We start from the raw sequence: 26,618 nt of genomic DNA on the forward strand, positions 1-26,618 counted from the left end.
GGGACTCGCCGAGCGGGGCTCCGTCGCGGCGCGCTCGTTAGACTCGTGGGGCTCGTGCGGAGCGGCGGGTCCACGCGGAAAGGGGACGGGGATGGGGTGGGACGCCGGTGCCCTGGCGGGGGCGGCCCTCCTCCTGCTGCCCAGTCTGGGGCTCATCGCGGCCGGGGTGGTGTGGAAGGGCCGGGTCACGCGTCCGTTCGCCGCCTCGCGGGCGCGTCGCTTCGCCCAGCGGGAGTACGCCCGGGACCTGCAGCGGGCGGCGGACCGGGTGATCGCGACGGCCCGCCGGTCCGCCGGCGAGGGCGAACCGGCGATCGTCACCGTGGAGGCCGTGGTGCGGACGGCCGAGGAGCACTACGGGTACTCCGGGGTGGAGCGCCGGCACGCGGCGGCCGCGCTGCGGCGCCGGTACGAGCACGGGCGGTGCGCCGCCGACTGCGTGACCGACGCCTACGGCTGAACGCCAGCCCCGGGAAGCGGAGGCGCGGGCGGAGAGGGCGCGGCGGCGGACACCCGGGCCGCGTCCAGTTCGGCCCGGTCGGGCGGTTGGGCGCCGGCCCGGGAGACGGTCACGGCCGCCGCCGCCCCGGCCCGCGCGAGCAGCCCCTCCAGTTCCCCTGCGGAGAGGGCGCCGAGGGCCGCCCGGTCCCGTCCGGCCAGGGTGTCCAGGACGGCGGACATGAACGAGTCGCCCGCGCCGACGGTGTCGACGACGGCGACCGGGGCCGCCCCGGCGGCGACCGTGCGGTGCCGGGTGAGGGCGAGGGAACCGGCCGCGCCGCGGGTCACCAGGACGACGGCCGGGCCGAGGGTCAGCCAGCGGGCCGCGACGGCGACCGGGTCCTCCTCCGGGTACAGCCAGGCCAGGTCCTCGTCGCTCGCCTTGACCAGGTCGGCGAGGGCGACGCAGCGCTCGACGCGGGCGACGGCCCCGTCGCGCTCCCCCATCAGGGCGGGCCGCACGTTGGGGTCGTAGCTGATCGTGGCCCGGTCGCGGAACCGCTCGGCCTCGGCGAGGACGGTGTCCGCGCCGGGGGCCACGACGGCGGCGACCGAACCGATGTGCACATGGGCGGGCGTCCCGCCGGGCGGTGTCCCGGTCTCCAGCGTCCAGGCGATGTCGAAGGCGTACGCGGGCCGGCCGTGCGCGTCGAGGCCGACGACCGCCGTCGGGGTGCGCGCGGGCGCGCCGCCGATCTCCACCCGTACGCCCGCGTCCTTCAGGCGGTCGCCGATCAGGCGTCCGGCGGGGTCGTCGGCGAGCTGGGTGAGCAGGGTGACGTCCCGGCCGAGCCGGGCGAGTCCGTACGCGACGTTGGCGGGGCTGCCGCCCGGATGGACGCGGTCGGCGGCGCCGGAACCCGCCGGGGCCCGGACGATGTCGGCGACGCACTCGCCGATCACCAGGAAGGACATGGACAGGGCTCCTTGGCGTAGGGGTCCCGGGGCGGGCGTCCCGGGCACGGGTTGTCCGGCGGCCGGGGCGTCCCGCGCGGCCGTCCGGTCCCCGCCGGGGAGGAGCCGGACGGGCGCGCGCCGGTTCCGCGTCGGAGGCCCATCATGACCGGTTTCCGGCCGCCGTCGCCGCCCGGTCGCGCGGGTGCGTACGGAAGGGTCCCGGTACGGCGGACGGACGGCGGCCCGGAGGAGGAGGGGGCCGGCGGTCGGGGCTTGCGGCATCCGGGAGGAAGCCGGAGGGGCACCGCTCCGGCGTCCGGGGCCCGGCGCCTCCGCCCCGGGCCGGCGCGTGCGGCTCAGGGCGTGCCGGGCCCGGGCGCCGACCGCCGCCGGTACAGCACCTGGTGGGCGTCCCACTCCACGAAGGACTCCGCGTGCCGCAGGCCCACGGCCTCCAGGAGGCGACGGGAGCGGTGGTTCGCCTCCTGGGTGACCGCGACCACGCTCGGCGCGCGCTCCAGGGCCCGCGCGACGGCCGCGCCGACCGCCTCGCGCGCGTAGCCGTGCCCCCAGTGCTCGGGCAGGAACTGGTACGAGACCTCCGTCTCCCCGCCCCGGCCGCCGTCCGCCACCGTGACCAGGCCCAGCAGGACGCCGTCCTCGGGGCGGACCACGGCGTGGAAGCCGGGCGCCCCGACGATCCGCCGCTGCCGGATGCGGATGACGGGCCCGGTGACGGGGCCTCCGAGGTGGCGCCGTACGTCCGGATCGGTCCACAGCCGCGTCACGGCCGGAAGGTCACCGCCGCGGACGGGCCGCAGCAGCAGCCGCTCGGTGCGGAACGGTCGCCGTGCCGCCGGGACCGGGTCCTGGGCCGAGCTCGGGGAAGGAGGCATCGAACCATCCTCCCAGCCCCGGTCCGGGCGGCCGGGCCGGGTCCCGGGGACCGGGGCGGACGCGGTCACGGCCGCCGGTCACCGGTCGCGGTCGCCGGCCGCGGTCGCGGTCGCGGAACCGGAACGGAGTGGCCCCGGGGCCGGAACGAGGGTGGCCCCGGGGCGGGGACGGACGCGGTCGCGGGGCCCGCCGGTTCCCTCCGGAGCCCCTCTCGCACACGCGTCCGCAGGTGGGTCGAGTCCTTGTCCCACCCGCCCGGCACCGACCGCCGCCCCCGCGCCCACCGGGCCTTTTCCGTCCGGAAGAGCCATTCCCCGCCAGGCCCCGCCCCACTCCGGCCGATAATCGCCGCGCCTTTGGCATATGCCAGGAGCACCACCGGATCGAGTGTTGCCAAATCCCTTACGAGCCGTCCGGGCCTGTGCCACAGTCGTACGCGGGCCGCCTCTTCCCCTCCGGCCGCGCCGCGCCTGTATCGGAGTACGACATGCCGTCCCCTCTGTTCGCGGATCGCCCCGCCCAGCCGCCGGCGCCGGGCGTGGTGGACGCGCTGATCTCGCAGACCCGCCGCCTGCGCGGCGAGGTTGACGCCGTCCGCCGGGACGCCGTGGCGGACGAGGACGACCCCCGACAGCGCTGGCAGCGCGCCCTGTGCGACCTCGCGTTGCACCAACTGGACCACCTGGGCGACCAGTTGGGGCAGTTAAGGGCGGGCGTCCCGAGGGAGGGCCCCCCCGGGAGGGAGCCCGGGGAAGGTGCCGGGCCCGGCACCGGGACCGTCCCCGGCACGACCTTCACGACCGCTCCCGGCCCCGCGTACGGCCGGACGGCCCCGGCGCCCACCGGCTCCCTGCTCTCCCGGGTCGGCAGCGCCGAGTGGAACCTGCTCACCGACGAGGTCAGCTGGTCCGAGGAGCTGTACCGGATCTTCGGCCGCACCCGGGAGAACGGTCCGTTGTCCCTGGACGAGATGCCCACCCTGGTCCTCCCCGAGGACCAGGCCGCCCTCCAGACGCTGGTGACGGACTGTCTGATCGACGGGAGGCCGATCGACGGGGAGTTCCGGATCGTGCGCACGGACGGACGGGTGCGCACCGTGCACATGACCGGTGAGCCCGTCCTCGACGCCGGCGGCTGCACCGCCTCCATGTGGGCCGTCCTGCGCGACGTCAGCGAACTGCGGCGCGGCGAACGGGCGCTCGGGGAGAGCCGGGACGGCCTGGAGCGCAGCCGCCACGCCGAACGCGCCGAGCACCGGATCGCCGTCGAACTCCAGGAGGCGGTCCTCCCGCCGTGGCGCGGCTCGCTCCGCTTCGCCCACGACGGCCCGGCCCCGCTCGACGTGGCCGCGCACCACCTTCCGGCCGCCCGCGCCGGACTGCTCGGCGGCGACTGGTACGACGCGCTGGCACTGCCGGACGGGAACGCCCTGCTGACCGTCGGAGACCTGACCGGCCACGGGGTCGCCGCGACCTCCTCGATGGCGATGCTCCTCGGCGCGCTGCGCGGCATGGCCGTCGCCGGCGTCCGCCCCGCCGCCCTGATGGGCCACCTCAACCAGCTCCTCGACACCTCCGCGCGGCCCGCGCTCGGCAGCGCGCTGTGCTGCCGGTACGACCCCGTCGCCCGGACTCTGACCTGGGCGCAGGCCGGCCACCCCGCCCCGCTGCTCTTCCGCGACGGGACGGGGCACGTCCTCCGGCGGCCCGAGGGCGTCCTCCTCGGGGCGACGGGCGGCGTCGTGTACGACGAGGCCGAGACCCGGCTGCTCCCGGGCGACCTCCTCGTCCTGCACACCGGCGGACTGGCCCGCGACGACGCGGACGACGGTACGGGCGCACGACGGCTCCTCGCCCTCGGCCCCCGGCTCACCGGGGCGCGGGACGCGCAGGAGGGCGTGCGTGTGGTGGTCGAGGAGTTCGGCGAGGAGCCGCGCGAGGACGACGCCCGCGTGATGGTGGTCCGGGTCGGCGGCTGAAGCCGTGCGGGCGGGCACGCGCCGGTCCTGACCCCCCGCGGTCCTTCTTCCCGTCCGCCGCTCCCCCTGCCCCGTCCTCCGCCGCCCCTTCCGGGGCGGGGGCGGTCAGGCCCGCCCCGTCCTCGGACGGTTGGAGGGCGACCGGGACAGAGCCATCTCGATCTCCTCGCGCAGGGCGTCGGTCCTGGCGTAGTCGGCGTACTGGCCGGTGAGCCGGTACATCTCCCGCAGCCGGTCCCAGGTCCGGTGGGATGAGGTCTCCCCCATGGAGGTGAGGGCGAGCCGGGCGTACCGGTCGGCCTGCTCCGGGTCGTCGGCGATGAAGCAGGCCGAGGCCAGGGAGATGTGGTCAAAGAGCTTCGACCGCTCGTGCCCCTTGCTCCGCAGTTCGAGCGCCAGCTTGGCATGGCGCTGGGCGGGGATCGCGGCGGCCGGATCGTGCTCGGCCAGGGTGCGGTAGGCGAGGGCCTCCATGCCGTGCAGGTCGGCCTCGTCGAAGTTCTGCATCCAGTCCGGCGTCGCCTCGTCGCGCCGGTCCGACACGAACAGGTCCTCCGCCTCGCCGAGGGTGCGGCGCATGGCCTGGCCCCGGCCCATCGACGCCTGCGCCCACGCCTCGATGGTGTGGAACATGGCCCGGGTCCTGGGCAGCAGCCCTTCGCCCGAACCCGTCCTGGCGAGCTTCATCAGGTCGAGGGCCTCGTCGGGCCGGCCCAGGTGCACCATCTGGCGCGCGGCCCGGGACAGCGCCTCTCCGGCCCGGGGCCGGTCACCGCTCTCCCGGGCCGCGTGGGCCGCGATGACGAAGTACTTCTGCGCCGTGGGTTCGAGACCGACGTCGTGGGACATCCAGCCCGCGAGGACGGCGAGGTTGGCGGCGACGCCCCACAGGCGGCGCTGGAGGTGGTCGGCGTGACGGTAGGCGAGCATGCCGCCCACCTCGTTGAGCTGGCCCACCACGGCCTTGCGCTGGAGGCCGCCGCCCCGGGAGGCGTCCCAGGCGCGGAAGACCTGCACCGAGTGCTCCAGGGCGTCGATCTCCTCCGTCCCGACGGGAGCTGCCTCGTAGCGGTCGAACCCGGCGGGATCGGCGTGGAGGGGATCGGTGGCACGCGGAGCCGCACCCGGCCGGGCGGGGTCGGTCTGCAGCCAGTCGTGCATGGCGTTGCTGAGTACGGAGCCGGCGGCAAGCGCGGCACCCGCGCCCACCAGGCCGCGTCGGTTGAGCATGAGGTCCATTCCCGTGAATTCGGTGAGGACCGCCGCCGTACGGTCGGGTGGCCAGGGCAACTGGTCAGGGTTCTCCGCCTTCCTGACGTCCTGCCGTCTCCCGGCGCGCCCGTGTCGTACGAACCCGAGGTCCTCGATGGTCACGACACGGCCGAGTCGCTCGGTGAACAGTGCTGCCAGCACCCGGGGGACGGGATCGCGCGGGGTCTCGCCCCGGTCGATCCACCGCCGTACCCGCGAGGTGTCGGTCGCCAGCTGGGGGTGGCCCATGGCCGCCGCCTGCCGGTTGACGAGTCTCGCGAGTTCGCCCTTGGACCAGCCGGCCAGGCCGAACAGGTCCGCCAGGCGGGTGTTGGTTTCTCCGGTCACGTCTGAGCCCCCAGGTTCTCGGCTGAATCGACAGTAACCCCCTGTCATGGGGGTGGCGACTATTCGCCAGGGTTCGCCAGGGTGCGCCCGATGTTCCGCCACCCGCGCCCGGGTGTCGGGTAGGAACGCACCACCCCGTCCCGTCGACCGGACCTCATTCCCCAGGGTGCGGGCCGGGGGCGGGCGGGGCGACGCACGCAACTCGTCGGCACACGAAGGGATCTGTCACCCATGTACACAGCATCGTCCTCCGTGTCCGCTCCGCCCCGGCCGCAGTCCCGTGTCGTTCCGGCGGGTGCCGGGCCGTACCTGGCCCCCGCCCCCCAGGCCGTCCGGCCGAGGCGCTGGACCGGCGGCACCGGCACCCAGCCGGTCAGCGGGAGGATCGACCTGTCCGGCCCCCAGGGGGCACGGCTGAAGACGGCCATCGCCTCGGTCCACCGCATCTGCCCCGACTTCAAGCCGGTGCAGGTGCTGCGGCGCAGCGGCCGTTCCGTGCTGATCGTCGGGACGACCGGACGGACCACGGCGGTCGCCAAGTGTTTACTGGACCCCTCCCCGGCCTGGGTCGAGCGGTTCCGGCACGAAATAGCTTCCTACCGCACCTTCGTCCGGCACCGTCCGCCGGTGCGCGTGCCCCGGCTGATCGCCGCGGACCCGGAGCACTGCACGCTGGTGATCGAGCGGATGCCCGGACGCGCGGCGGCCCTTTCGCGTCACCCCGCCGAGGCCCCTCCCCGCGCCGACGTGCGGGCCGTGCTCGACGCGGTCACCCGGCTCAACGCCTGGCGGCCGCCGGCCGGCACCTTCGACGCCCCGCTGGACTACGGCGCCCGGATCGCCCGCTACCACGAACTCGGCCTCTTCACCGACCGGGACCGGGACGACCTGCAGGCGCTGCTGCACGGCCTGGCGCAGACGGGCGGGCGCCAGGAGGTGGGCCAGTTCTGCCACGGCGACGCCCTGCTCTCCAACATCCTGCTCTCCCCGACCGGGCCGGTCCTCGTCGACTGGGAGCACGCGGGCTGGTACCTGCCCGGGTACGACCTGGCGACCCTGTGGGCGGTGCTCGGTGACGCGCCCCTGGTCCGGCGCCGGATCAGCCGGCACGCCCAGCGGGCGGGCACGGCCTCCCGGGACGCCTTCCTGGTGAACCTGATGATCGTGCTGACGCGGGAGATCCGTACCTACGAGACGGCGGTGCAGCGCACCATCAAGGAGGCCCCGCCGGCCGGAACCGTGCCGGTGCCCTCGGGCAGGCTCGCCCCCGGCGAGGAACAGCGGCTGCTGCTCAGGCGGTTGCACGACGACTGCGCCATGGCACGGCGGGCCGTGCGCGCGGCGGTCGGGACGCGCTGAAGGGCGGGTCCGGCCGGCCCCCTCGGGGGCGGTGCGCCGTGTCCCGGTGCCGACACACCGGGACACGGCGCACCGGTTCCTCCGCCCGTCACCGCCCCTCCGTCCCCTCTCCAATGGTCCACTCCAGTGACGGGCCCCAGGCCCGGGGCCCGTCTCCGCGAAACTCCGCCGACCGGCCTCCACCCTCGCCCTGACGTGCGAACTTCCTTGTGCGCGAGCGTGATTGACGGATCGTCCGGGAGCCGATACCCCTGTACGGGTCCGGCCCCGCACGTCTCCGCGTCACCCCACGCCCCTGGAGGCCGTCTTGCTCCGTCCCGCGTTCCGCAGACGTACGTCACCGATCCGCGCCCCGAGGGCGGCGGGTGCCCTGGCGTCCGCCGCCCTGCTGCTTCCCCTGCTGTCCGCCGCGCCGCCCGCCGGGGCCGACGCCCCCCGGGCCGGCACCCTCCAGGAGCAGTTCGCGCGGGCGGCGGCGCGCCACGGCGTCCCCGAGAGCGTGCTGCTCGCGGTCGCGTACCTCCAGTCGCGGTGGGACGGCCACGCCGGCGCGCCGAGCGTGACCGGCGGGTACGGGCCGATGCACCTGACGGACGCGGCGACGGCCCTGACGCGGGCCGCCCCGCACCACTCGGACGGCACGGAGGACGCGCGCGGGGACTCCTCGCGCCCGGCGCGCACGGAGACGCCGGTGCCCTCCCCCTCCCGGTTGCCCGCGCGGCTGCGGACCCTGGAGCGGGCATCCGCGCTGTCCGGCATCCCGGCCGAGGAGCTGCGCACCGGGACGGCCGCCAACATCGAGGGCGGCGCGGCCCTGCTCGCCGCGGCGCAGCGGGAGGCCGGGCTGCCCGCGAGCGCGGACCCGGCCGACTGGTACGGGGCGGTGGCGCGGTACTCCGGCGCAGACGACTCGGCGACGGCGACGACGTACGCCGACGACGTGTTCGACGTGATCAGGACCGGGGAGGAGCGGACGACGGACAGCGGGCAGGTGGTGGCGCTCCGGCCCGACCCGTCCGTCGCGCCCGCCACGGAGCAGGTGGGGGCCCTGGGCCTGCGCCCGCCCGCCGACGGGCCGGTGGAGTGCCCCAGGACGGTGGCCTGCGAGTGGGTCCCCGCGCCGTACGAGGAGTTCGGCGACGGCGACTACGGCAACCACGACAAGGCGGACCGGCCCGTATCCCAGTCGGTCGACTACATCGTGATCCACGACACCGAGGCCGAGTGGGACGTCACCCTGGGGCTGGTGCAGGACCCGACGTACGTGTCGTGGCAGTACTCGCTGCGCTCCTCGGACGGGCACGTCGCGCAGCACCTGCCGCTCAAGGACGTCGGCTGGCACGCGGGCAACTGGTTCGTGAACGCCAAGTCGGTGGGCCTGGAGCACGAGGGGTTCCTGACCGCGCCGGACTCCTGGTACACGGAGGCCATGTACCGGTCGTCGGCGCGGCTCGTGCGGTACCTCGCCGCCCGGTACGGCATCCCGCTGGACCGGCAGCACGTCCTGGGCCACGACAACGTGCCGGGCACGGTGACCTCCTCGATCCGGGGCATGCACACGGACCCGGGCCCGTACTGGGACTGGGCGCACTACTTCCGGCTGCTCGGCCGCCCGGTCGTCCCGAGCGCGGGTCCGCACGCGGGCGTGGTGACGGTCCGGCCCGACTACACCGCCCACCGGCCGGTCTACACGGACTGCGCGAAGGCGGGGGAGGCGTGCGCGCCGCACGGCAGCGGGGCGGTGCGGCTGCACACCGCGCCGGACGCCGGGGCGCCCCTGGTGAAGGACGTCGGGCTGCGGCCGGGCGGCGGGGACTCCACGACCGGCGTCAACGACACGGGGGCGCGCGCCTCGACGGGGCAGAGCTTCGCGGTGGCGGAGCGCCGGGGCGACTGGACGGCGGTCTGGTACCTCGGGCAGAAGGCGTGGTTCCACAATCCGCCCGGCCGGCCGACGGCGGTGAACGCGCGGGGACTCGTCCTCACCCCCCGGCCCGGCCTCACGGAGGTGCCGGTGTACGGGCGGGCCTATCCGGAGGCCGCGGCCTATCCGGCGGGCGTGCCGGTGCAGGCGGTTTCACCGCTGCCGTACAAGCTGCTCGCCGGTCAGCGGTACGTGGTGGGCGACCGCGTTCCGGGAGAGTACTTCTTCGCTCCGACGTTCGATACGTCCGGCCACCGGGTCGTCCGGGGCCAGGAGGAGTACTACGAGATCCAGTTCGGCCACCGAGTCGCCTTCGTGAAGGCGGCTGACGTGCGGGTTTCCCGGATCTAGCGGGAAGGCCGCCGGAAGTCGCGGGGTGGGGGCGGACAGCGGGTCCGCCCCCACCCCGCCCGCGTTCGTACGACTATTCAGGAGATCGCGCGCGCCGTACGCGCGAGGCGCCAGGCTGGGCCGGTCGGACCCCTCGCACACCGGAAGGCACCCCCGCACATGCCACAGCCCTTCGTCATGCCGGATTTCTACGTTCCGTATCCGGCACGCCTCAACCCCCATGTCGAGGCCGCCCGTACGCACACGTGCGACTGGGCCAGGGAGAGGGGGATGCTGGAGGGCTCGGGGATCTGGGAGGAACGCGACCTCCGGGCCCACGACTACGCGCTGCTCTGCGCCTACACCCACCCCGACTGCGACGAGGACGCGCTCAACCTCGTCACCGACTGGTACACCTGGGTCTTCTTCTTCGACGACCACTTCCTGGAGACCTTCAAGCGCACCCGGGACCGGGCGGGCGGCAAGGCGTACCTGGACCGGCTGCCGATGTTCATGCCGGCGGACCCGGCCGCCCTGCCCGAGCCGGCCAATCCGGTCGAGGCCGGGCTCGCGGACCTGTGGCTGCGGACCGTGCCCTCGATGTCCGGCGGCTGGCGGACGCGGTTCGCGGAGGCGACGGAGCACCTGCTGTACGAGTCGCTGTGGGAACTCGACAACATCAACGAGGGACGCGTCGCCAACCCCGTCGAGTACATCGAGATGCGCCGCAAGGTGGGCGGGGCGCCCTGGTCGGCGGGGCTCGTCGAGTACGCGGCGGGGGCGGAGGTCCCGGACCGGGTGGCGCGCTCCCGGCCGCTGTGCGTGCTGCGGGACACCTTCTCGGACGCCGTGCACCTGCGCAACGACCTCTTCTCGTACCAGCGCGAGGTGGAGGAGGAGGGGGAGAACAGCAACGGCGTCCTGGTCCTGGAGCGGTTCCTCGGCTGCACGACACAGGAGGCGGCGAACGCCGTCAACGACCTGCTGACCTCGCGGCTCCAGCAGTTCGAGAACACGGCCCTCACCGAAGTGCCGCCGCTCGCCGTCGAGAAGGGCCTCTCGCCGGAGGAGTGCGCGGCCGTCGCCGCGTACACGAAGGGCCTCCAGGACTGGCAGTCCGGCGGCCACGAGTGGCACATGCGCTCCAGCCGGTACATGAACGACGGCATGGTCGGCGGGGCTTCGCACCTGGACGGGATCATCGGCACCTCCGCCCTGGACGTGCGGAACCTCTTCGGGCGGCCTGCGGCCTCCCGGCTGCGGTCCCTCACCCACGTGCCGCCCCCGTACGTGGGGCCCTCGCTGCTCCCGGAGTTCGACCTGCCGTACCCGTTGGCCCTCAGCCCGCACCACCGGGAGGCGAAGCGGCGCTCGGAGGACTGGGCCGAGCGGATGGGGCTCCTGGACGACATCTGGGACCGCCCGCTGATGGACGGCTTCGACCTGGCGCTCTGCGCGGCGGGGCTCGACCCCGACGCCACCCCGGAGGAGCTGGAGCTCAGCTCCGAGTGGCTCACCTGGGGGACGTACGGGGACGACTACTACCCGATGGTCTTCGGCCGGCCGCGCGACCTGGCCGGCGCGAAGGAGCAGACCAATCGGTTCAAGGCGTGCCTGCCGCTGGAGGACCCGGCCCTGGGGGCGGCGTTCGCCGTCAACCCGATGGAGCGCTCGCTGGCCGACCTCTGGGCGCGGACGGCCGGCCCGATGACGCCGGAGGCGCGCGGGCAGCTGCGGTACGCGCTCGACGTCATGCTGGACAGCTGGCTGTGGGAGCTGCACAACCAGGCGCAGCACCGGGTGCCCGACCCGGTCGACTACATCGAGATGCGGCGCTCCACCTTCGGTTCGGAGCTGACCACCCTGCTCTGCCGGCTGCGGCACGCCGACACGCTGCCGCCCGCGCTCTACCGGACGGGCACGGTGCGCGCCCTGGAGCGGTCGGTGATGGACTACGCGACGCTCCTCAACGACCTCTTCTCGTACCAGAAGGAGATCGAGGTCGAGGGGGAGGTGCACAACGGCGTCCTGGTGCTCCAGAAGTTCTTCGACTGCGACTACCCGACGGCGGTCGCCATGGTGGACGACCTGATGCGGGGTCGGTTGCGCCAGTACGAGCACGTCAAGGAACACGAGGTTCCGCTGCTCTACGAGGACTTCGGACTCGACGCGGAGGCCAGGGCCGCCTTCGAGGCGTATCTGCGGGAGCTGGAGGACTGGCTCGCGGGCATCCTCAACTGGCACCGGGGAGTGCGGCGTTACCGGGCCGAGGACGTGCGTTCTGGCGCCGGGACGACGCTGCTGCGGCACGGCCCGAAGGGGCTGGGCACCTCGGCCGCGCGGGTGGCGGAGCTGCTCGGTCCCGTGCCCCGCTGACGTACGGGGACGGCCCCGGGATCCCTCCCGGGGCCGTCCCCGTGAAGACATTCCGGTTCCCGCCCGGCGGGGCGGGACCGGTGGCGCCTCAGGGCCTGCGGCCGCGCAGTTCGTCGAGTTCGCGGCGCTCGCGCTTGGTGGGACGGCCCGCGCCCCGGTCGCGGACGGCGGCGACCGCGACGTGCTCGCGCGGCGGCGGGGGCGGGCTGTTGTCGACGTACGCCTCGGCCGCGACCGGCGGACCGATCCGCTTGGTGTGCAGCACCTTGACCTCGACGATCCGCTCCCGGCCGCCGTGGAAGAGCCGGACCTCGTCACCGGGCTTCACCGGCTGGGCGGGCTTGACCCGTTCGCCGTTGACCTTGACGTGCCCGGCCCGGCAGGCCGCCGCGGCCTGGGAGCGGGTCTTGGTCAGGCGGACCGCCCAGATCCAGCTGTCGACGCGCGCGCTCATCGGCCCCGCTCCCCCGGTCAGCCCTGCTGGAAGAGTTCGGCGGGCAGCGGCTTGAGCAGCGCGTACAGGTCGTCGGTGATCGGCCGGTCCCAACTGGCGATCGTCACCAGGACGTTGTCGCTGCGGTCGAACTGGACGCAGGAAATGCGGCTCTCGGAGAGCTTGAGGCGGCGCACGATGAGGAGGTTGTCGCCCTGCATGACCGGGACGTCCTCGGTCTCCACCACCTCGACCGGCTCGTCGTTCTCCAGGGCGGCGAGGAGCTGCGCCACCTCGAAGGGGATCTGGCCCTCCGCGAGCTCGCGCGCCGGGGAGCCCTCCGGCAGGTTGCCGATGATCATCGCGGGGCCGCGGCCGCCGAACAGGTCGTACCGGAGGAACACGCCCTGGCAGGAACCGTCGGGCGCGGGCAGCAGACCGGCGCCGAGATTGCCGGGCCAGTCCCCCGGGTCCATGGCCAGGACGTCGAAGTCCGGGCCCGCGGGTGTGGCGGCGCTGCGGCGGCGGAGGAAGGACATACGGCCATGGTACGTGCCCGCGGGCGTGGCGCTACGCGCCGGGCGGGGCCGGCCGGCGACCGTCCGGGACACCGGCCGGCGGCTGCGATCGGAGGCCGGTCCGGGGCGGTGGAAAACGGTTCCGGGGGTACGGACGGAGGGACCCGTGCCGTCGCACACCGAAGGAGAAGACACCATGGCGTCCTCATTGCTCGAAGCGGTCGACATCAAGGCACCCGTGGCGGTGAGCTGGTCCCTCTGGGCGAACGTCGAACGCTGGCCCTCCTTCCTCAGCCACGTCGAGCGGGTCGACCGCGTCGACGCGACGACGTTCGCCTGGAAGGTGGCCCTGCCGGGCGCCGACAAGGACTTCGTGGCCGAGCTGACCGAGGTGGTCCCGGAGGAGCGCATCGCCTGGCGGACCACCGAGGGGGTCCACCACGCGGGCGTGGTCACCTTCCACCGGCTCAGCGACACGGAGAGCCGGGTGACGCTCCAGATCGAGTACGAGCCGAAGGGCTTCGTCGAGCACCTGGGCGCCCTGACGAACCTGGACTCGACACTGGCCAACTACGACCTGGGCGAGTTCCAGAGGATGGCCGAGCACGAGGCGGCGGCCGCGCGGACGGAGGCGCCCGGTCCGTCCGCCCACGAGTAGGGGCCGCCGGCCGGGCACGTGGCCCCGGCAAAGAATTCCGCCGGGGGCACGGAACCGGGCGCGATACGGTGGCGGCCCGCGTACGGAGCGCCCGGACCGCCCGGGAACCCGTCCGCGAACCGCCTCCGAACCGCGAAGGAACCGTTCCACCGTGCCCGACATCCAGGAATCCGCGCTGCGCGGCGACTGCGCGAACTGCTTCGGACTGTGCTGCGTGGCACTGCCCTTCGCCAGATCGGCGGACTTCGCCGTGGACAAGTCCTCCGGCGAGCCCTGCCGGAACCTGCGGGAGGACTTCCGCTGCGGCATCCACGCCCGGCTGCGACCGAGCGGTTTCCAGGGCTGCACGGTGTACGACTGCTTCGGCGCGGGTCAGCGGGTGTCCCTGGTGACCTTCGGTGGCGTGTCCTGGCGGGAGGCCCCGGAGACGGCCCGGCAGATGTACGGGGTGTTCCCGGTGGTGCGCGGGCTCCACGAGCTGCTGCGCTATCTCACCGAGGCCCTGGCGCTGCGCGCCGCCCGGCCCGTCCACGCGGAGGCGCGGGCGGCGCTCGCCCGGGTGGAGGCGCTCGCGCAGGGGACGCCGGACGCGCTGGAGGAGCTGGACGTGAACGCCGTACGGGCCGAGGTGAATCCGCTGCTGCTCAGGACGAGCGAGCTGGTCCGCGCCACGGCCGGCGGCCGGCCGAAGAGCCGGCGCGGGGCGGACCTGATCGGCAAGCGGCTGCGCGGGGCGAAGCTGCGGGGCGCGGACCTGCGCGGGGCACTGCTCATCGCCGCCGACCTGACGGGGGCGGACCTGTCGCTCGCCGATCTGATCGGCGCCGACCTGCGGGACGCCGACCTGTCGGGCGCGGACCTCACGGGCGCCCTCTTCCTCACCCAGCCCCAGCTGAACGCGGCCCGGGGCGACGCCGCCACCCGCCTCCCGGAGGGCTTCGAGCGCCCCGCCCACTGGAGCGCCTGAGGAGCGGGACGGGCCGCTCGGCGCGGAGGCCCGGGGGCCGGTCGCCCGGTGCGGAGGCCCGGAGGCCGGTCGCCAGGTGCGGAGGCCCGGGGCGGGCCGGCCGCCCGGTGCTCAGATCTCGTACGTGTACGGCGTCGTGGTGGTCAGCGGCAGGAAACCGAGGCGCCGCAGGATCGGGCGGCTGGTGTCCGCCGCGTCGACCTGGACGTAGCGGTGGCCGTGGGCGGCGGCGACGCGGGCGCGGTGGGAGACGAGGGCGCGGTAGAGGCCCCGCCCGCGCCACTCCTCGACGATGCCGCCGCCCCAGAGGCCGGCGAAGTCGGTGCCGGGGAGGAGTTCGAGGCGGGCCGCGCCGACCGGTTCGCCGTCCGCGAGGGCGACGACGGCGGGGACGGTACCGGGATCGGCCGCGAGCCGGTCCAGGAGCCGGCGGCCGAGGTCGGCGCTGTCGGTGCCGAAGGCGCGCTCGTGGACCTCGACCACCTGGCGCACCCCCGTCTCCTCGGTGACGGCGCGGAGTTCCACGCCCCCGGGCAGGGGAACCTCCCAGGGCAGGGCGGCGGCCTCGGCGACCATCAGGGTCTCGGCGGCCCCGGCGGTGAAGCCCGCCGCGCGGAGCCGGCCGCCGAGGTCGGCGGGGGTGTCGTGCGCGTACAGCTTCCACTCGAAGGACAGACCGGCGGTCCGGTAGTGGTCGATCTGCGCGGTGACGGCGGCCTCGGCGGCTGAGGCGTCGAGACCGGACCAGAGGACGCCGTTCCACGCGTGGGCGGGACCGGTCTGGCGGACGACGCCCCCGACGCGCTCGACGCGGCAGCCGGGCCCGTCGGGACGGGCCTCGCGGCGCATCCGGAGGTCGTACAGGTCGCGGAGTCGCCGAGGTTCCATGGGGGCCACTCCAGCACTCCCGCGGGCGCGCGGCAACGGATGTGAAACGGGGCCGGGCGGCGGGCGGGTCCCGGTCCCTCCGGCGCGACCCCTTGCCAAGCCCCCCGCCCCTCCGGTTTTACTGACCCGGAGCGGAGCTACCGAATGATCGGTAGGCCGGACGAGGAGTGCGGAGGAGCGGCGCATGGCGGAGGAACTGCTGGACGGCGGCGAACGGCTCGGGCGCGAGGAGCTGGCGGTCCTCCAGCTGGAGCGGCTGCGCGCGACCCTGCGCCACGCGTACGGGAACGTGGAGTTCTACCGCCGCTCCTTCGACGCGGCCGGGGTGACCCCGGACGACTGCCGTACGCTCGCGGACCTCGCCCGCTTCCCCTTCACCGCCAAGTCGGACCTGCGCGACCACTACCCCTTCGGCATGTTCGCCGTGGAGGAGTCGAGGATCCGGCGTATCCACGCCTCCAGCGGCACCACCGGCCTGCCCACCGTCGTCGGTTACACCGACGGCGACCTGGACGTCTGGGCGGACGTGGTGGCCCGCTCCCTGCGCGCCGCCGGGGTGCGCCCCGGGTACAAGGTGCACGTGGCCTACGGGTACGGCCTGTTCACCGGCGGGCTCGGCGCCCACTACGGCGCGGAACGCCTCGGCTGCACGGTGATCCCCGCCTCGGGCGGCATGACCTCCCGGCAGGTGCGGCTCATCCAGGACCTCCGGCCCGAGGTGATCATGGTGACCCCCTCGTACATGCTGACGCTCCTCGACGAGTTCGAGCGGCAGGGCGTGGACCCCCGGTCGACCTCCCTGCAGGTGGGCGTCTTCGGGGCGGAGCCGTGGACGGAGGAGATGCGCGGGGAGATCGAGGAGCGGTTCGCGATCGACGCGGTCGACATCTACGGCCTGTCGGAGGTCATGGGTCCGGGCGTGGCCCAGGAGTGCGTGGAGACCAAGGACGGCCTGCACATCTGGGAGGACCACTTCTACCCGGAGGTCGTGGACCCCTTCACGGGCGAGGTGCTGCCGGACGGGGAGGAGGGGGAACTGGTCTTCACCTCGCTCACCAAGGAGGCCATGCCGGTGGTCCGTTACCGGACCCGGGACCTGACCAGGCTGCTGCCGGGGACCGCGCGGGCGTTCCGGCGGATGGAGAAGGTCACCGGGCGGAGCGACGACATGATCGTCCTGCGCGGGGTGAACCTCTTCCCCACCCAGATCGAGGAGATCGTGCTCCGCGTCCCGGCCGTGGCTCCGCACTTCCAGCTCCGACTGACCCGGGAGGGCAGGCTCGACGCCCTGACCGTACGGGTGGAGGCACGGGCGGACGCGACGGGCGGGGAGCGGGCGGAGGCGGCCCGGACCGTCGCGGCGGCGGTCAAGGACGGGATCGGGGTCTCGGTGGAGGTCGAGGTGGTCGATCCCGGGACGCTGGAGCGGTCGGTGGGCAAGATCAGGAGGACCGTGGACCTGCGGGAACCGGGCCGGGGGCTTCCCCGGGGGCCGGGGGAGCCCCTGCGACCGTGACGGCCCGTGCCGTCAGCCCAGGAAGGCGATCAGCCGTTCGTCGAGCGCCTCCGGTTCGGTGAGCGGCAGGGAGTGGTGGGTGGCCCCGGGGAGCAGGGCCACCTCGGCCCGCGGGAGCGCGCGGCGGACCCGGTCGGCGACCGCGGCGGCGTCGTGGGCGCGGCTGCGCTCCGCCAGCACGACCAGGACCGGCATGTCCAGGCCGGCGGCCCGGGGCCGGCCTCCGGCGACGATTTTGCGGCCGGGGACGGTGGCGGCCAGCGCGTAGAGGCGCTGCCAGGCCCCGTCCGGACGGGTGCCCGCCGTCTCCCAGGTCAGGAAGGCGCGGGCGCGGGCCTCGCTCGGGCGGACCAGGTGGGGCAGCGCGCGCAGCAGGTAGCCGGGGCGGAAGCCGGCGAAGACCTGGGTGGGGTCGACGAGGGCGAGGCGGTCGACCCGCTCCGGGGCGCGCAGCGCGTACCGGGTGGCGAGCCAGGCGCCGTACGAGTGGCCGCACAGGTAGGTGCGGGAGAGGGCGAGTCCGTCCAGGAGCGCGTCGAGCCAGGCCGTCAGGTCGTCGGCGCCCTTCAGGGGCCGGCCCCGGCGCTCGGTGCGCCCGGCGTCGCCCAGGAGGTCGACCGCGTGTATCCGGTACCGCTCGCCCAGGGCGCGGGCGTTGGCGAACCAGACCAGTCCGGTGGCGGAGCCGCCGGGCAGCAGCACCAGCGGAGGAGCGTCCGCCGGGCCGTGGCTGTGGACCCGGGTGGGTCCGTACGGGGTGGCGACGTCCCGTTCCTCGGTGGTCCCGGGCCAGCGGGCGCGGAGGTCGCCGTAGGCGAGGTCGAAGGCGGACGGGGACATGGGCATTCCTCTCGCCGGGCGATAATCTCGTTCAGCGAGATATTAGGCGAGGGGTACGGAGGAGCGCGGATGGACGACGGGAATCCGGCGATGCGGCTGGTGCACCTGCTGCGGGCGGTCACCGTGGAGTTCGACCTGCTGGGCGCCGAGTTCGCCGCGCGCGAGGGGCTGCACCCCACCGACGTGCGGGCGCTGGTCCATCTGCTGGACGCGGCGCGGGACGGCGTCCGGGCCACGCCCGGGTGGCTCGGCGAGCGGTTGCGGCTGAACTCCGCCGGGACCACCGCCCTGGTGGACCGGCTGGAACGGCTGGGACTCGTGCGGCGCGACCGGGACACGACGGACCGGCGGCGCGTCCTCCTCCGGGTGGAGGAGAAGGCCGTGGAGCTGGGATGGGCCTTCTTCGGGCCGGTCATCGGAGAGGTGGTGACGGCCGCGGCGGACTTCGGACCGGAGGAACTGGAGACCGTGCGCCGCTTCCTGGCCTCGGTGCTCGACTCCACCGGCCGGGCGCGTTCCGCCTGACGGGCCGGGCGCCTGACGGGCCGGGTCCCGGAACCCGGGGTCCGGACGGGACGGCGCGGACCGCCCGGACGGCGGTGCGGCGGGCTCGCGCGTCCGTCCCCGGCGGCCCCCTGCGGGGGGGGCCGCCGGGGGCGATCAGGAGGTGTGCGGGCCGTCGTCCGGAGTCGCAGGCCGGTGGAAACGCCGGTGCAGTTCGCGCACCTCGTCCGCCAGGCCGGGGACCGGCCCGTGGACCGGCAGGCCGGGCAGCACGTCGCCGATAGCCAGCGAACGGACCGGGGAGGGCGGCACCCCCCACGCGGCGAGCCACCCGGCGAGCTGGTCGGCGGAGTGCGCGTAGACGATCCGGCCGAGTCCGGCCCACCCGTGCGCGGCGGAGCACATCGGGCAGTGCTCCCCCGAGGTGAACACCGTGGTGGCCGCCCGCCGCTCCGGGGGCACGTTGCCGACGGCCCACCGCGCCAGCGCGAACTCCGGGTGGCGCGTGGGGTCGGCCAGGCTGTGCACGCGGTTGCGGTCCTCCGCCAGGACCCGCCCGTCGGCGTCGACCAGGACCGAGCCGAAGGGCTCGTCCCCGGCCCCGAGGGCTTCCTCGGCCAACTCCACCGCCCTGCGCAGGTGGGCCGGCTCGCCGTCGGTCAGGTCCGTGGTCGTCAAGGTCCCGCTCCTCGCCATCCGGTGTTCGGCGTCCGTGGTCCCGGGCTCCGCCGCGGTCCACCGCGCCAGCCTGCCAAAACCGGCCGGATCTTTCCAAACCCCGCCCCGGCCCCTCCGCCGGTCCCCCGCCCGGGGGACACCGGGTGCGAGTGATCGGCGTACCGGAAATCCCGATGAGAACGATCATGGACCGGCACATCGGCCTCCCGGGCCGCTGCCTGTTCAAGCCCCGGCCAGGGGCTGCGCCCCCTGCGCGACCCGGAAGCCGCGCGGGAAGACGGGCCGGAGGAAGGGTGAGCGGCGGCGCTCAGCTGCCGCAGGCGCAGCCCGGAGCCACCGGGACGGCCCCGGTGCCCGGCTCCCGGCCGGAGCAGCAGGCGTCCCCGCCGGCGGGTGCGGGGCTCTTGCCGAGCCGGTCGGCGTCGGCCTTGACGACGTAGACCTCCCACGGTTCCTTGCCGGGGCCGTGCACCCAGACCTTGTCCTGGAGGGCGTAGCAGCAGGAGGTGTCGTTCTCCTCGAACGTGGCGAGTCCCGCCTCCTTGAGGCGGTCGGTGGCGGCGGTGACCTCGTCGGTGGTCTCCACCTCGACGCCGAGGTGGTCCAGCCGGGTTTCCTGGCCCGGCTCGCCCTCGACGAGGACGAGCTTGAGCGGCGGGGCGGCGATCGCGAAATTGGCGTAGCCGGGGCGACGCTTGGCGGGTTCGACGCCGAAGAGCTTGGAGTAGAAGGTCACTGACGCTTCGAGGTCGGCAACGTTGAGCGCGAGCTGGGCGCGGGACATGGCGGTCTCCCCGGATCGACTGTATCGATGCCTGTCGATACAACCTTGCGTCGTGAATCGAAAAACGTCAACATAGAAGCATGTCGAAACAAGAGCTCGCGCCGCCCGGGCAGGACGGCGTCGGAGGCTGCTGCCCCGCCCTGCTGACCACCCCGCTGGACGAGGACCGGGCCGAGACGCTGGCGAAGGTGTTCAAGGCCCTGGGCGACCCGGTCCGGCTGCGCCTGCTGTCGATGATCGCCTCCCGTGCGGGCGGGGAGGTCTGCGTCTGCGACCTCACCCCGGCCTTCGCAGTGTCCCAGCCGACCATCTCCCACCACCTCAAACTGCTGAAGCAGGCCGGTCTCATCGACTCCGAGCGGCGCGGGACGTGGGTGTACTACCGGCTGCTGCCGCAGACGACCGACCATCTCGCGGCGATTCTCACCCGGCCCGCCGGACAGATCACGGCCGAGACCGCGCCGGCCGCCGGAGCGGCGTCATGAGGGCGCACGCCGCGGCCACGGCGCCCGCAGGGCCGGTCACCGGGCGGCTGTCGTTCCTGGACCGCCTCCTCGCCGTGTGGATTCTGATCGCGATGGCGGCCGGCCTCGGCCTGGGCCGCCTCGTACCCGGCCTCGGGAACGCCCTCGCGAAGGTCAGCGTCACCGGCGTCTCGCTGCCGATCGCGCTCGGCCTGCTCGTGATGATGTACCCGGTACTCGCCAAGGTCCGCTACGACCGTCTGGAGACCGTCACCCGCGACCGGCGCCTGCTGATCCCGTCCCTGGTGCTGAACTGGCTTCTCGGCCCGGCCCTGATGTTCGCCCTGGCGTGGATCTTCCTGCCGGACCTGCCCGAGTACCGCACGGGCCTGATCATCGTCGGCCTCGCCCGCTGCATCGCGATGGTCGTCATCTGGAACGACCTCGCCTGCGGCGACCGCGAGGCCGCCGCCGTCCTGGTCGCGTTGAACTCCGTCTTCCAGGTCCTCGCGTTCGCCGGACTCGGCTGGTTCTACCTCTCCGTGCTCCCGGGCCGGCTCGGCCTGGAGCAGACCGCGCTCACCGTGTCGGTCTGGGAGATCGCCCGCAGCGTTCTGACCTTCCTCGGCGTCCCGCTGCTGGCCGGGTTCCTCACCCGCCGCCTGGGCGAGAAGGCCAAGGGCCGCACCTGGTACGAGACGAAGCTGATCCCCCGCGTCGGCCCGTTCGCCCTGTACGGACTGCTGTTCACGATCGTGGTGCTGTTCGCCCTTCAGGGCGACGCCATCACCTCCCGGCCGCTCGACGTCGCCCGGATCGCGCTGCCGTTGCTGGTGTACTTCGCCCTCATGTGGGCCGGTTCCATGGCCGTCGGACGCGCGGTCGGACTGGACTACCCGAAGGCCACCACGCTGGCGTTCACGGCCGCGGGCAACAACTTCGAGCTGGCCATCGCGGTCGCCATCGCCACCTTCGGCGCCACCTCGGGCCAGGCCCTGGCCGGAGTCGTCGGCCCCCTCATCGAGGTCCCCGCCCTCATCGGCCTCGTCTACGTCGCCCTCGCCGCCCGACGCTTCTTCCCCCGGCCCGTCCCGGCGGCCGGGCCGGTCGTCTCTCCGGAAGGTTCCGCCCGTGTCTGAGACCAAGCCGTCCGTACTGTTCGTGTGCGTCCACAACGCAGGCCGCTCCCAGATGGCCGCCGCCTTCCTCACCCACCTCGGCGCAGACCGGGTGCAGGTCCGATCGGCCGGGTCCGCCCCCGCGAGCACGGTGAACCCGGCCGTGGTCGAGGCGATGCGGGAGTCGGGCATCGACATCTCGGCCGAGGCCCCGAAAATCCTCACCACCGAGGCGGTGCAGGCGTCCGACGTCGTGATCACCATGGGCTGCGGCGACGCCTGCCCCCATTTCCCCGGCAAGCGGTACCTGGACTGGCAGCTCGACGATCCGGCCGGACAGGGCGTCACGGCCGTCCGGCCGATCCGCGACGAGATCGAGCAGCGCATCCGCGGCCTGCTCGCCGAACTCGGCATCGAGCCCGCGGCGTGACGGCCCCCGAGACCGGCGTGCGCATCGCACCACTGCGGCCGGAGCACGCCGAGCAGGTCCTGGCGATCTACCGGCTGGGCATCAACGAGGGCAACGCCACCTTCGAGACCACCGCCCCGACCTGGCAGGCGTTCGATGCCGCCAAGCTGCCCGACCACCGCCTGGTCGCCCTCGACGGCGACCGGGTGCTGGGCTGGGCCGCCGTGGTGCCGGTCTCCGACCGGTGCGCGTACGCCGGCGTCGTCGAGCACTCCGTCTACGTCCACCCCGACGCCCGCGGCCGAGGGACCGGCCTCGCGCTGCTGGAGGCGCTGCTCGCCTCCACCGACGCCGCCGGCATCTGGACGGTGCAGTCCGGCATCTTCCCGGAGAACACCGCCAGCCTCGCCCTGCACCAGCGCGCCGGATTCCGCGTCATCGGTACCCGCGAACGCATCGGCCGCCACCACGGCGCATGGCGCGACGTCGTCCTCGTCGAGCGCCGCAGCCCGAGCGTGAACTGAGCGTGACGGCGGCACCGGCGACCACTCTCGAGAATGACCCTTTCCGCGAGTGGCGCACCGTGACCGCTGCCACGCACGGCGACTTCGTTCACCTGCCCGATGCCGGGCCCGGGAGCGGCACCGACCCGGCGCCGATGGAACGGTTCACCGCGCGGGTCCTCGACGGAGACATCGTGCCGGAGGTCCTGGCCCTCCAGGCCGAGGGCAGCTCCGACGACCTGGTGGCGCAGCTGCTCGCACAGGCCCGGAACGGCGACCGGCGGGGGAAGCCCGGCACGATCGATCCCACCGGGATTTCCCGTACCTCACCTACTCGCCCCCGGACACGGACACGGAAGACCCGTACGGGGGATTCGCCGGCGACCGGGACCGGCCGTCGGCGCCGCTCGTGATCAGTGCGCGCCGGGCCGCGCGAAACGGTCCCTCAGTTCGCGCTTGAGGATCTTGCCGCTCGCGTTGCGGGGCAGTTCGGGGAGGAAGCGGACGCGTTTGGGGGCCTTGAAGGAGGGGAGCTTCTCGCGCGCGTGGGCGAGGAGTTCGGCCTCGGTGACGTCGCCGCGCGGGACGACCACGGCCGTGACCGCCTCGATCCAGCGTTCGTCGGGGAGGCCGATCACGGCCGCCTCGGCGACTCCGGGGTGGGTGTAGAGGGCGTCCTCGACCTGGCGGGAGGCGACCAGGACACCGCCGGAGTTGATGACGTCCTTCACCCGGTCGACGATCGTGTAGTAGCCCTCGGCGTCGCGGACCGCGAGGTCGCCCGAGTGGAACCAGCCGTTCCTGAAGGCCTCCCCGGTCTCCTCGGGCTTGTTCCAGTAGCCCTCGCACAACTGCGGCGAGCGGTAGACGATCTCGCCGGGGGTGCCGTCGGGGACGTCGTCGCCGTTCTCGTCCACGACCCGTGCCTCGACGTGCCGGACCGGGCGGCCGCAGGAGTCCATCCGGCCCTCGTGCTCGTCGGGGCCGAGGACGGTGGCGAGCGGGCCGATCTCGGACTGGCCGAAGCAGTTGTAGAACCGCAGCCCCGGCAGCCGGGCGCGCAGCCCCTCCAGGACGGGCACGGGCATGATCGAGGCCCCGTAGTACGCCTTGCGGAGCGCGGAGAGGTCGCGGGCGGCGAACTCCGGATGGTTGGCGAGGCCGATCCAGACCGTCGGCGGGGCGAACAGGCTGTCGGCGCGGCCCGTCTCGATCAGGTCGAACAGGACGGCGGGGTCGGGGCCGTCCACGAGGATGTTCTCGGCGCCGACGGCGAGGTAGGGCAGCAGGAAGACGTGCGTCTGCGCCGAGTGGTAGAGCGGCAGGGCGTGCACGGGCCGGTCGTCCTCGTGCAGGTCGAGGGCCTCGACGGCGCTCGCGTACGCGTGGGCCAGGGCGAGGTGGGTCATCATCGCGCCCTTGGGCAGGGCGGTGGTGCCCGAGGTGTAGAGCAGCTGGACGAGGTCGCGGGGGTCCCGGTCGGTGTCGTACGGCTCCGGTTCGGCGAGCGCGTCGAGCAGCGAACCGGGCGCGTCCCGCAGCGCCCTGACGGGGAAGCCGTCCGGGATCCGGTCCGCGAGGGCGGGGTCGGCGAGGACGAGCGAGCTGTCCGACTGCTCCAGGACGTACGCGAGGTCGTTGCCGGTCAGGTGGTGGTTGACCGGCACGTGGACCAGGCCGGCCCGGGCGCACGCCAGGAACGCGACGAGGTAGGCGTCCGAGTTGTGGCCGTAGGTGGCGACCCGGGCGTGTTCCGGCAGCCCGATGCCGTGGTGGGGTTCCCGCAGGAAGGCGGCGGCGGTGGAGACGGCCGCGTCCAGCTCCGCGTACGTCCAGCTCCGGTCGGCGTACCGGAGGGCGGTCCGGTCGGGGACGCGCCGGGCGCTCGCGCGCAGGAGGCCGTCGACGGTGCGGCCGGGAAGTCGTTCCATGGCGTGATCCTCGGTGCGCGCCGGACGGGAGGTCAAGTACCGCGCGGCGGGCGGCGGTCGGCCGCGCGCGGGGTGTTGACAAGGGGGTGGCCGGCTGCGTGCATGGTCCGGTCCGCAGTGCTCCGCCCTCTGCCGGGAGGCACCTTGCTCCTCCGTACCCGCCTGAAGCGCCTGGCGCTCGCCGGCGCGGCCCTGGCCGTCGTCACCGCCTCGCTGCCCGCCGCCGCCGTCGCCGGTCCCGGGGGCCGGGACCGGCACCCGTCCGACCGGGGGTTCTCGGCCGTCGTCCGGTACACCGAGTACGGCATTCCGCACATCGTGGCGAAGGACTACGCGGACCTCGGCTTCGGCACGGGCTGGGCCCAGGCCGCCGACCAGGTCTGCACGCTCGCGGACGGCTTCCTGACGGTGAACGGCGAGCGTTCCCGGTCCTTCGGCCCGGACGCCGCCCCGGACGGTTCGCTCTCCTCCGCGACCACGAACCTCTCCAGCGACCTGTACTTCCGCGGGGTGAAGGACGCCGGGACCGTCGAGCGGCTGCTCCGGACCCCCGAGCCGGCCGGTCCGAGCCGTGACGCCGAGGAGCTCATGCGCGGCTGGGCGGCCGGTTACAACGCCTGGCTGCGGAAGAACCGGATCACGGACCCGGCCTGCGCGCGGGCCGACTGGGTCCGGCCGGTGACCCCGCTCGACGTGGCCCGGCGCGGGTTCGCCGTCTCCGTGCTCGCCGGTCAGGGCCGGGCCGTCGACGGCATCACCGACGTCCGGCCGCCCGCCCCCTCCCCCGCGGGCGCCTCCCGTGACGTCCCCGACCCCGGCCGGGCCGCCGAGGCGGCCCGGGAGCTGTTCGACACCGGGAACGCCACCATGGGCTCCAACGCCGTGGCCTTCTCGGGAGCCACGACGGCGAACGGGCGCGGACTGCTCCTGGGGAACCCGCACTACCCCTGGCAGGGCGGCCGCCGCTTCTGGCAGTCGCAGCAGACCATCCCGGGCGAGCTGAACGTCTCGGGCGCCTCGCTCGTCGGCACCCCGGCCGTCAGCATAGGTTTCAACGACCGGGTCGCCTGGAGCCACACCGTCGCCACCGGCGTGCCGTTCAACCTGCACCAGCTGGAGCTCGTGCCCGGCGACCCGACGTCCTACCTGGTGGACGGCGTGCCGGAACGGATGGTCCCGCGCCCGGTGACCGTGGCGGTCAAGGACGGCGCGCCCGTCACCCGTACCCAGTGGTGGACCCGGTACGGCCCCGTCGTCGGCGGTCTCGGCGCCCAGCTCCCGCTCCCCTGGACCACGGCCTCGGCGTACGCGCTCAACGACCCCAACGCGGCCAACCTGCGCGGCACCGACACCGCGCTGGGCTTCGGGAAGGCCCGCTCCACCCGGGACGTCGCCGACACCCTGCGGCGCACCCAGGGGCTGCCCTGGGTGAACACGGTCGCGGCGGACGCGCAGGGGCACTCCTTCTTCAGCCAGTCCCAGGTGCTCCCCCGGATCACCGACGAGCTGGCGCGGCGCTGCTCCACCCCGCTCGGCCTGGCCACCTACCCGGCCTCGGGCGTCGCGGTCCTGGACGGGTCCCGGTCGGACTGCGCGCTCGGCTCCGACCCCGACGCGGTGCAGCCCGGTGTCTTCGGTCCGTCGCGGATGCCGGTGCTCCGGGACGCGCCGTACGCGGAGAACTCCAACGACAGCGCCTGGCTGACCAACGCCGACCGGCCGCTGACCGGTTACGAGCGGATCTTCGGGACGGTCGCGACGCAGCGCTCGCTGCGCACCCGGGGCGGGATCGAGGACGTGGCGGCGATGGCGGACCGGGGACGGCTCACGGTGGCCGACCTCCGGCGGCAGCAGTTCGCCAACCGGGTCCCGGCCGGTGACCTGACGGCGGCCGACGTGGCGCGGGCCTGTCCGGCGGCGCTGCCGGGCGATCCCGGGGCGTGCCGGACGCTCGCGGCCTGGGACCGGACGATGGACACCGACAGCCGGGGCGCGCTGCTCTTCGACCGGTTCTGGCGGAAGTTCCTCCGGACGGTGCCGGCGGCGCAGCAGTGGCTGGTGCCGTTCTCTGCGGCCGACCCGGTCCGCACCCCCCGCGCCCTGAACACGGCCGCGCCGGGCTTCGCGAAGGCGCTCGCGGACGCGGTGGCGGAGCTGCGGGCGGCCGGCATCCCGCTGGACGCGCCGCTCGGGGCCCACCAGTTCGTGACGCGGAACGGGGAGCGGATACCGGTCGGCGGCGGAACCGAGTCGCTGGGCGTCTGGAACAAGATCGAGCCCGTGTGGGACGCGGCGGGCGGCGGCTACACGGAGGTCGCGCACGGGACCAGCCACGTGCAGGCGGTGGGCTGGGACGGAAGCCGCTGCCCGGTGGCCCACACCCTGCTGTCGTACTCCCAGTCGTCGAACCCGGCGTCGCCGCACTCCGGCGACCAGACGCGGCTGTACGCCGGTGAGCGCTGGGTGACCTCCCGGTTCTGCGAGAAGGACATCCTGCGCTCACCGGCGCTGCGGGTCGTGGTCGTCGGGGACTGAGCCGCGACGGC

General features: G+C 74.4%; 25 protein-coding genes. 15 read left to right on the plus strand and 10 right to left on the minus strand.

The features are described 5' to 3' along the window. The first annotated feature begins 91 nt into the window (after window positions 1–91). Window positions 92–460, plus strand: a complete 369-nt coding sequence (locus ACZ6AQ_RS09995; protein ID WP_468758882.1) for a hypothetical protein — start codon at window positions 92–94, stop codon at window positions 458–460. Here the strand turns inward: ACZ6AQ_RS09995 and ACZ6AQ_RS10000 are convergent. Next, window positions 451–1,416: a carbohydrate kinase family protein gene (locus tag ACZ6AQ_RS10000; protein ID WP_468758884.1), complete on the minus strand. Its 966-nt coding sequence runs from the start codon at window positions 1,414–1,416 to the stop codon at window positions 451–453. The genes ACZ6AQ_RS09995 and ACZ6AQ_RS10000 overlap by 10 nt on opposite strands. 338 nt (window positions 1,417–1,754) lie before the next feature. After that, entirely contained in the window at window positions 1,755–2,294 is a 540-nt protein-coding gene (locus ACZ6AQ_RS10005; protein WP_468758886.1) for a GNAT family N-acetyltransferase, read from the minus strand. Between the two features lie 488 nt (window positions 2,295–2,782). Between ACZ6AQ_RS10005 and ACZ6AQ_RS10010 the strand changes: the two genes are divergently transcribed. Continuing rightward, a complete protein-coding gene (locus ACZ6AQ_RS10010) occupies window positions 2,783–4,273 on the plus strand; it encodes a PP2C family protein-serine/threonine phosphatase (RefSeq protein WP_468758888.1) in 1,491 nt (496 codons plus the stop codon). Window positions 4,274–4,378: 105 nt separating this feature from the next. Here the strand turns inward: ACZ6AQ_RS10010 and ACZ6AQ_RS10015 are convergent, their stop codons facing one another. After that, the gene (locus tag ACZ6AQ_RS10015; RefSeq protein ID WP_468758890.1) at window positions 4,379–5,872 is read right to left on the minus strand and encodes a DNA-binding protein NsdB; all 1,494 of its coding nucleotides are present in this window, start codon (window positions 5,870–5,872) and stop codon (window positions 4,379–4,381) included. Between the two features lie 231 nt (window positions 5,873–6,103). Here ACZ6AQ_RS10015 and ACZ6AQ_RS10020 point away from each other — a divergent pair, with 231 nt between their 5' ends. From ACZ6AQ_RS10020 to ACZ6AQ_RS10030, 3 genes are all read left to right on the plus strand, one after another. Then, complete coding sequence (locus ACZ6AQ_RS10020; protein WP_468758891.1) at window positions 6,104–7,231, plus strand: aminoglycoside phosphotransferase family protein; 1,128 nt, start codon at window positions 6,104–6,106, stop codon at window positions 7,229–7,231. A 307-nt stretch (window positions 7,232–7,538) separates the two neighbouring features. Continuing rightward, entirely contained in the window at window positions 7,539–9,506 is a 1,968-nt protein-coding gene (locus ACZ6AQ_RS10025) for an N-acetylmuramoyl-L-alanine amidase (RefSeq protein WP_468758893.1), read from the plus strand. A gap of 159 nt (window positions 9,507–9,665) precedes the next feature. Then, the gene (locus ACZ6AQ_RS10030) at window positions 9,666–11,861 is read left to right on the plus strand and encodes a terpene synthase family protein (protein WP_468758895.1); all 2,196 of its coding nucleotides are present in this window, start codon (window positions 9,666–9,668) and stop codon (window positions 11,859–11,861) included. Window positions 11,862–11,949: 88 nt separating this feature from the next. Here the strand turns inward: ACZ6AQ_RS10030 and ACZ6AQ_RS10035 are convergent, their stop codons facing one another. Both ACZ6AQ_RS10035 and ACZ6AQ_RS10040 read right to left on the minus strand, forming a co-directional pair. After that, window positions 11,950–12,315 carry an RNA-binding S4 domain-containing protein gene (locus ACZ6AQ_RS10035; RefSeq protein WP_468758897.1) on the minus strand — a complete coding sequence of 122 codons (366 nt, stop codon included), beginning with the start codon at window positions 12,313–12,315 and terminating at the stop codon, window positions 11,950–11,952. 17 nt (window positions 12,316–12,332) lie between these two features. Further along, window positions 12,333–12,833, minus strand: coding sequence for a hypothetical protein (locus ACZ6AQ_RS10040; protein WP_156695963.1), 501 nt, complete (start codon window positions 12,831–12,833; stop codon window positions 12,333–12,335). Between the two features lie 175 nt (window positions 12,834–13,008). Between ACZ6AQ_RS10040 and ACZ6AQ_RS10045 the strand changes: the two genes are divergently transcribed. Beyond that, the gene (locus tag ACZ6AQ_RS10045) at window positions 13,009–13,470 is read left to right on the plus strand and encodes an SRPBCC family protein (protein ID WP_468758899.1); all 462 of its coding nucleotides are present in this window, start codon (window positions 13,009–13,011) and stop codon (window positions 13,468–13,470) included. A gap of 151 nt (window positions 13,471–13,621) precedes the next feature. Next, window positions 13,622–14,437 carry a pentapeptide repeat-containing protein gene (locus ACZ6AQ_RS10050; protein ID WP_388689615.1) on the plus strand — a complete coding sequence of 272 codons (816 nt, stop codon included), beginning with the start codon at window positions 13,622–13,624 and terminating at the stop codon, window positions 14,435–14,437. Window positions 14,438–14,548: 111 nt separating this feature from the next. Here the strand turns inward: ACZ6AQ_RS10050 and ACZ6AQ_RS10055 are convergent, their stop codons facing one another. Beyond that, entirely contained in the window at window positions 14,549–15,325 is a 777-nt protein-coding gene (locus ACZ6AQ_RS10055) for a GNAT family N-acetyltransferase (RefSeq protein WP_468758900.1), read from the minus strand. Between the two features lie 184 nt (window positions 15,326–15,509). Between ACZ6AQ_RS10055 and paaK the strand changes: the two genes are divergently transcribed. Next, complete coding sequence (paaK, locus tag ACZ6AQ_RS10060) at window positions 15,510–16,841, plus strand: phenylacetate--CoA ligase PaaK (protein WP_468758901.1); 1,332 nt, start codon at window positions 15,510–15,512, stop codon at window positions 16,839–16,841. A gap of 12 nt (window positions 16,842–16,853) precedes the next feature. Here paaK and ACZ6AQ_RS10065 read toward each other — a convergent pair whose 3' ends face one another. Further along, window positions 16,854–17,687 carry an alpha/beta fold hydrolase gene (locus ACZ6AQ_RS10065; protein WP_468758902.1) on the minus strand — a complete coding sequence of 278 codons (834 nt, stop codon included), beginning with the start codon at window positions 17,685–17,687 and terminating at the stop codon, window positions 16,854–16,856. 63 nt (window positions 17,688–17,750) lie between these two features. On the opposite strand from ACZ6AQ_RS10065, the gene ACZ6AQ_RS10070 reads away from it, so the two are divergent. Beyond that, the gene (locus ACZ6AQ_RS10070; RefSeq protein ID WP_468758904.1) at window positions 17,751–18,206 is read left to right on the plus strand and encodes a MarR family winged helix-turn-helix transcriptional regulator; all 456 of its coding nucleotides are present in this window, start codon (window positions 17,751–17,753) and stop codon (window positions 18,204–18,206) included. A gap of 135 nt (window positions 18,207–18,341) precedes the next feature. Here the strand turns inward: ACZ6AQ_RS10070 and ACZ6AQ_RS10075 are convergent, their stop codons facing one another. After that, window positions 18,342–18,881 (minus strand): nucleoside deaminase, encoded by a 540-nt coding sequence (locus ACZ6AQ_RS10075; protein ID WP_468758906.1) that lies wholly within the window; start codon window positions 18,879–18,881, stop codon window positions 18,342–18,344. 289 nt (window positions 18,882–19,170) lie between these two features. Then, window positions 19,171–19,647: an ArsI/CadI family heavy metal resistance metalloenzyme gene (locus ACZ6AQ_RS10080; RefSeq protein ID WP_468758908.1), complete on the minus strand. Its 477-nt coding sequence runs from the start codon at window positions 19,645–19,647 to the stop codon at window positions 19,171–19,173. An 80-nt stretch (window positions 19,648–19,727) separates the two neighbouring features. Here ACZ6AQ_RS10080 and ACZ6AQ_RS10085 point away from each other — a divergent pair, with 80 nt between their 5' ends. The 5 genes from ACZ6AQ_RS10085 to ACZ6AQ_RS10105 are packed head-to-tail and all read left to right on the plus strand — an operon-like array spanning window position 19,728 to window position 22,554. Next, window positions 19,728–20,132, plus strand: a complete 405-nt coding sequence (locus ACZ6AQ_RS10085; protein ID WP_468758909.1) for an ArsR/SmtB family transcription factor — start codon at window positions 19,728–19,730, stop codon at window positions 20,130–20,132. Beyond that, window positions 20,129–21,250, plus strand: coding sequence for an ACR3 family arsenite efflux transporter (gene arsB, locus ACZ6AQ_RS10090; protein WP_468758911.1), 1,122 nt, complete (start codon window positions 20,129–20,131; stop codon window positions 21,248–21,250). Before ACZ6AQ_RS10085 ends, arsB begins: the two co-directional genes overlap by 4 nt. Next, a complete protein-coding gene (locus ACZ6AQ_RS10095; RefSeq protein ID WP_468758913.1) occupies window positions 21,243–21,659 on the plus strand; it encodes an arsenate reductase ArsC in 417 nt (138 codons plus the stop codon). The genes arsB and ACZ6AQ_RS10095 overlap by 8 nt, the downstream gene beginning before the upstream one ends. Beyond that, window positions 21,656–22,162, plus strand: a complete 507-nt coding sequence (locus tag ACZ6AQ_RS10100; RefSeq protein WP_468758915.1) for a GNAT family N-acetyltransferase — start codon at window positions 21,656–21,658, stop codon at window positions 22,160–22,162. The genes ACZ6AQ_RS10095 and ACZ6AQ_RS10100 overlap by 4 nt, the downstream gene beginning before the upstream one ends. A gap of 59 nt (window positions 22,163–22,221) precedes the next feature. Beyond that, entirely contained in the window at window positions 22,222–22,554 is a 333-nt protein-coding gene (locus tag ACZ6AQ_RS10105) for a hypothetical protein (protein ID WP_468758917.1), read from the plus strand. On the opposite strand, the gene ACZ6AQ_RS10110 is transcribed toward ACZ6AQ_RS10105, so the two are convergent. After that, complete coding sequence (locus tag ACZ6AQ_RS10110; protein ID WP_468758919.1) at window positions 22,555–24,072, minus strand: fatty acyl-CoA synthetase; 1,518 nt, start codon at window positions 24,070–24,072, stop codon at window positions 22,555–22,557. A 144-nt stretch (window positions 24,073–24,216) separates the two neighbouring features. Between ACZ6AQ_RS10110 and ACZ6AQ_RS10115 the strand changes: the two genes are divergently transcribed. Next, a complete protein-coding gene (locus ACZ6AQ_RS10115; protein WP_468758920.1) occupies window positions 24,217–26,607 on the plus strand; it encodes a penicillin acylase family protein in 2,391 nt (796 codons plus the stop codon). Window positions 26,608–26,618: the final 11 nt, after the last annotated feature.

This window comes from Streptomyces sp. NPDC041191 (genome assembly GCF_055591945.1).

Excerpts from the sequence above, each read along its gene's own strand:
- ACZ6AQ_RS09995 (WP_468758882.1), top strand. The coding sequence starts at position 92 with ATGGGGTGGGACGCCGGTGCCCTGGCGGGGGCGGCCCTCCTCCTGCTG.
- ACZ6AQ_RS10000 (WP_468758884.1), bottom strand. The coding sequence starts at position 1,416 with ATGTCCTTCCTGGTGATCGGCGAGTGCGTCGCCGACATCGTCCGGGCC.
- ACZ6AQ_RS10005 (WP_468758886.1), bottom strand. The coding sequence starts at position 2,294 with ATGCCTCCTTCCCCGAGCTCGGCCCAGGACCCGGTCCCGGCGGCACGG.
- ACZ6AQ_RS10010 (WP_468758888.1), top strand. The coding sequence starts at position 2,783 with ATGCCGTCCCCTCTGTTCGCGGATCGCCCCGCCCAGCCGCCGGCGCCG.
- ACZ6AQ_RS10020 (WP_468758891.1), top strand. The coding sequence starts at position 6,104 with ATGTACACAGCATCGTCCTCCGTGTCCGCTCCGCCCCGGCCGCAGTCC.
- ACZ6AQ_RS10030 (WP_468758895.1), top strand. The coding sequence starts at position 9,666 with ATGCCACAGCCCTTCGTCATGCCGGATTTCTACGTTCCGTATCCGGCA.
- ACZ6AQ_RS10035 (WP_468758897.1), bottom strand. The coding sequence starts at position 12,315 with ATGAGCGCGCGCGTCGACAGCTGGATCTGGGCGGTCCGCCTGACCAAG.
- ACZ6AQ_RS10040 (WP_156695963.1), bottom strand. The coding sequence starts at position 12,833 with ATGTCCTTCCTCCGCCGCCGCAGCGCCGCCACACCCGCGGGCCCGGAC.
- ACZ6AQ_RS10045 (WP_468758899.1), top strand. The coding sequence starts at position 13,009 with ATGGCGTCCTCATTGCTCGAAGCGGTCGACATCAAGGCACCCGTGGCG.
- ACZ6AQ_RS10055 (WP_468758900.1), bottom strand. The coding sequence starts at position 15,325 with ATGGAACCTCGGCGACTCCGCGACCTGTACGACCTCCGGATGCGCCGC.
- paaK (WP_468758901.1), top strand. The coding sequence starts at position 15,510 with ATGGCGGAGGAACTGCTGGACGGCGGCGAACGGCTCGGGCGCGAGGAG.
- ACZ6AQ_RS10065 (WP_468758902.1), bottom strand. The coding sequence starts at position 17,687 with ATGCCCATGTCCCCGTCCGCCTTCGACCTCGCCTACGGCGACCTCCGC.
- ACZ6AQ_RS10070 (WP_468758904.1), top strand. The coding sequence starts at position 17,751 with ATGGACGACGGGAATCCGGCGATGCGGCTGGTGCACCTGCTGCGGGCG.
- ACZ6AQ_RS10075 (WP_468758906.1), bottom strand. The coding sequence starts at position 18,881 with ATGGCGAGGAGCGGGACCTTGACGACCACGGACCTGACCGACGGCGAG.
- ACZ6AQ_RS10080 (WP_468758908.1), bottom strand. The coding sequence starts at position 19,647 with ATGTCCCGCGCCCAGCTCGCGCTCAACGTTGCCGACCTCGAAGCGTCA.
- ACZ6AQ_RS10085 (WP_468758909.1), top strand. The coding sequence starts at position 19,728 with ATGTCGAAACAAGAGCTCGCGCCGCCCGGGCAGGACGGCGTCGGAGGC.
- arsB (WP_468758911.1), top strand. The coding sequence starts at position 20,129 with ATGAGGGCGCACGCCGCGGCCACGGCGCCCGCAGGGCCGGTCACCGGG.
- ACZ6AQ_RS10110 (WP_468758919.1), bottom strand. The coding sequence starts at position 24,072 with ATGGAACGACTTCCCGGCCGCACCGTCGACGGCCTCCTGCGCGCGAGC.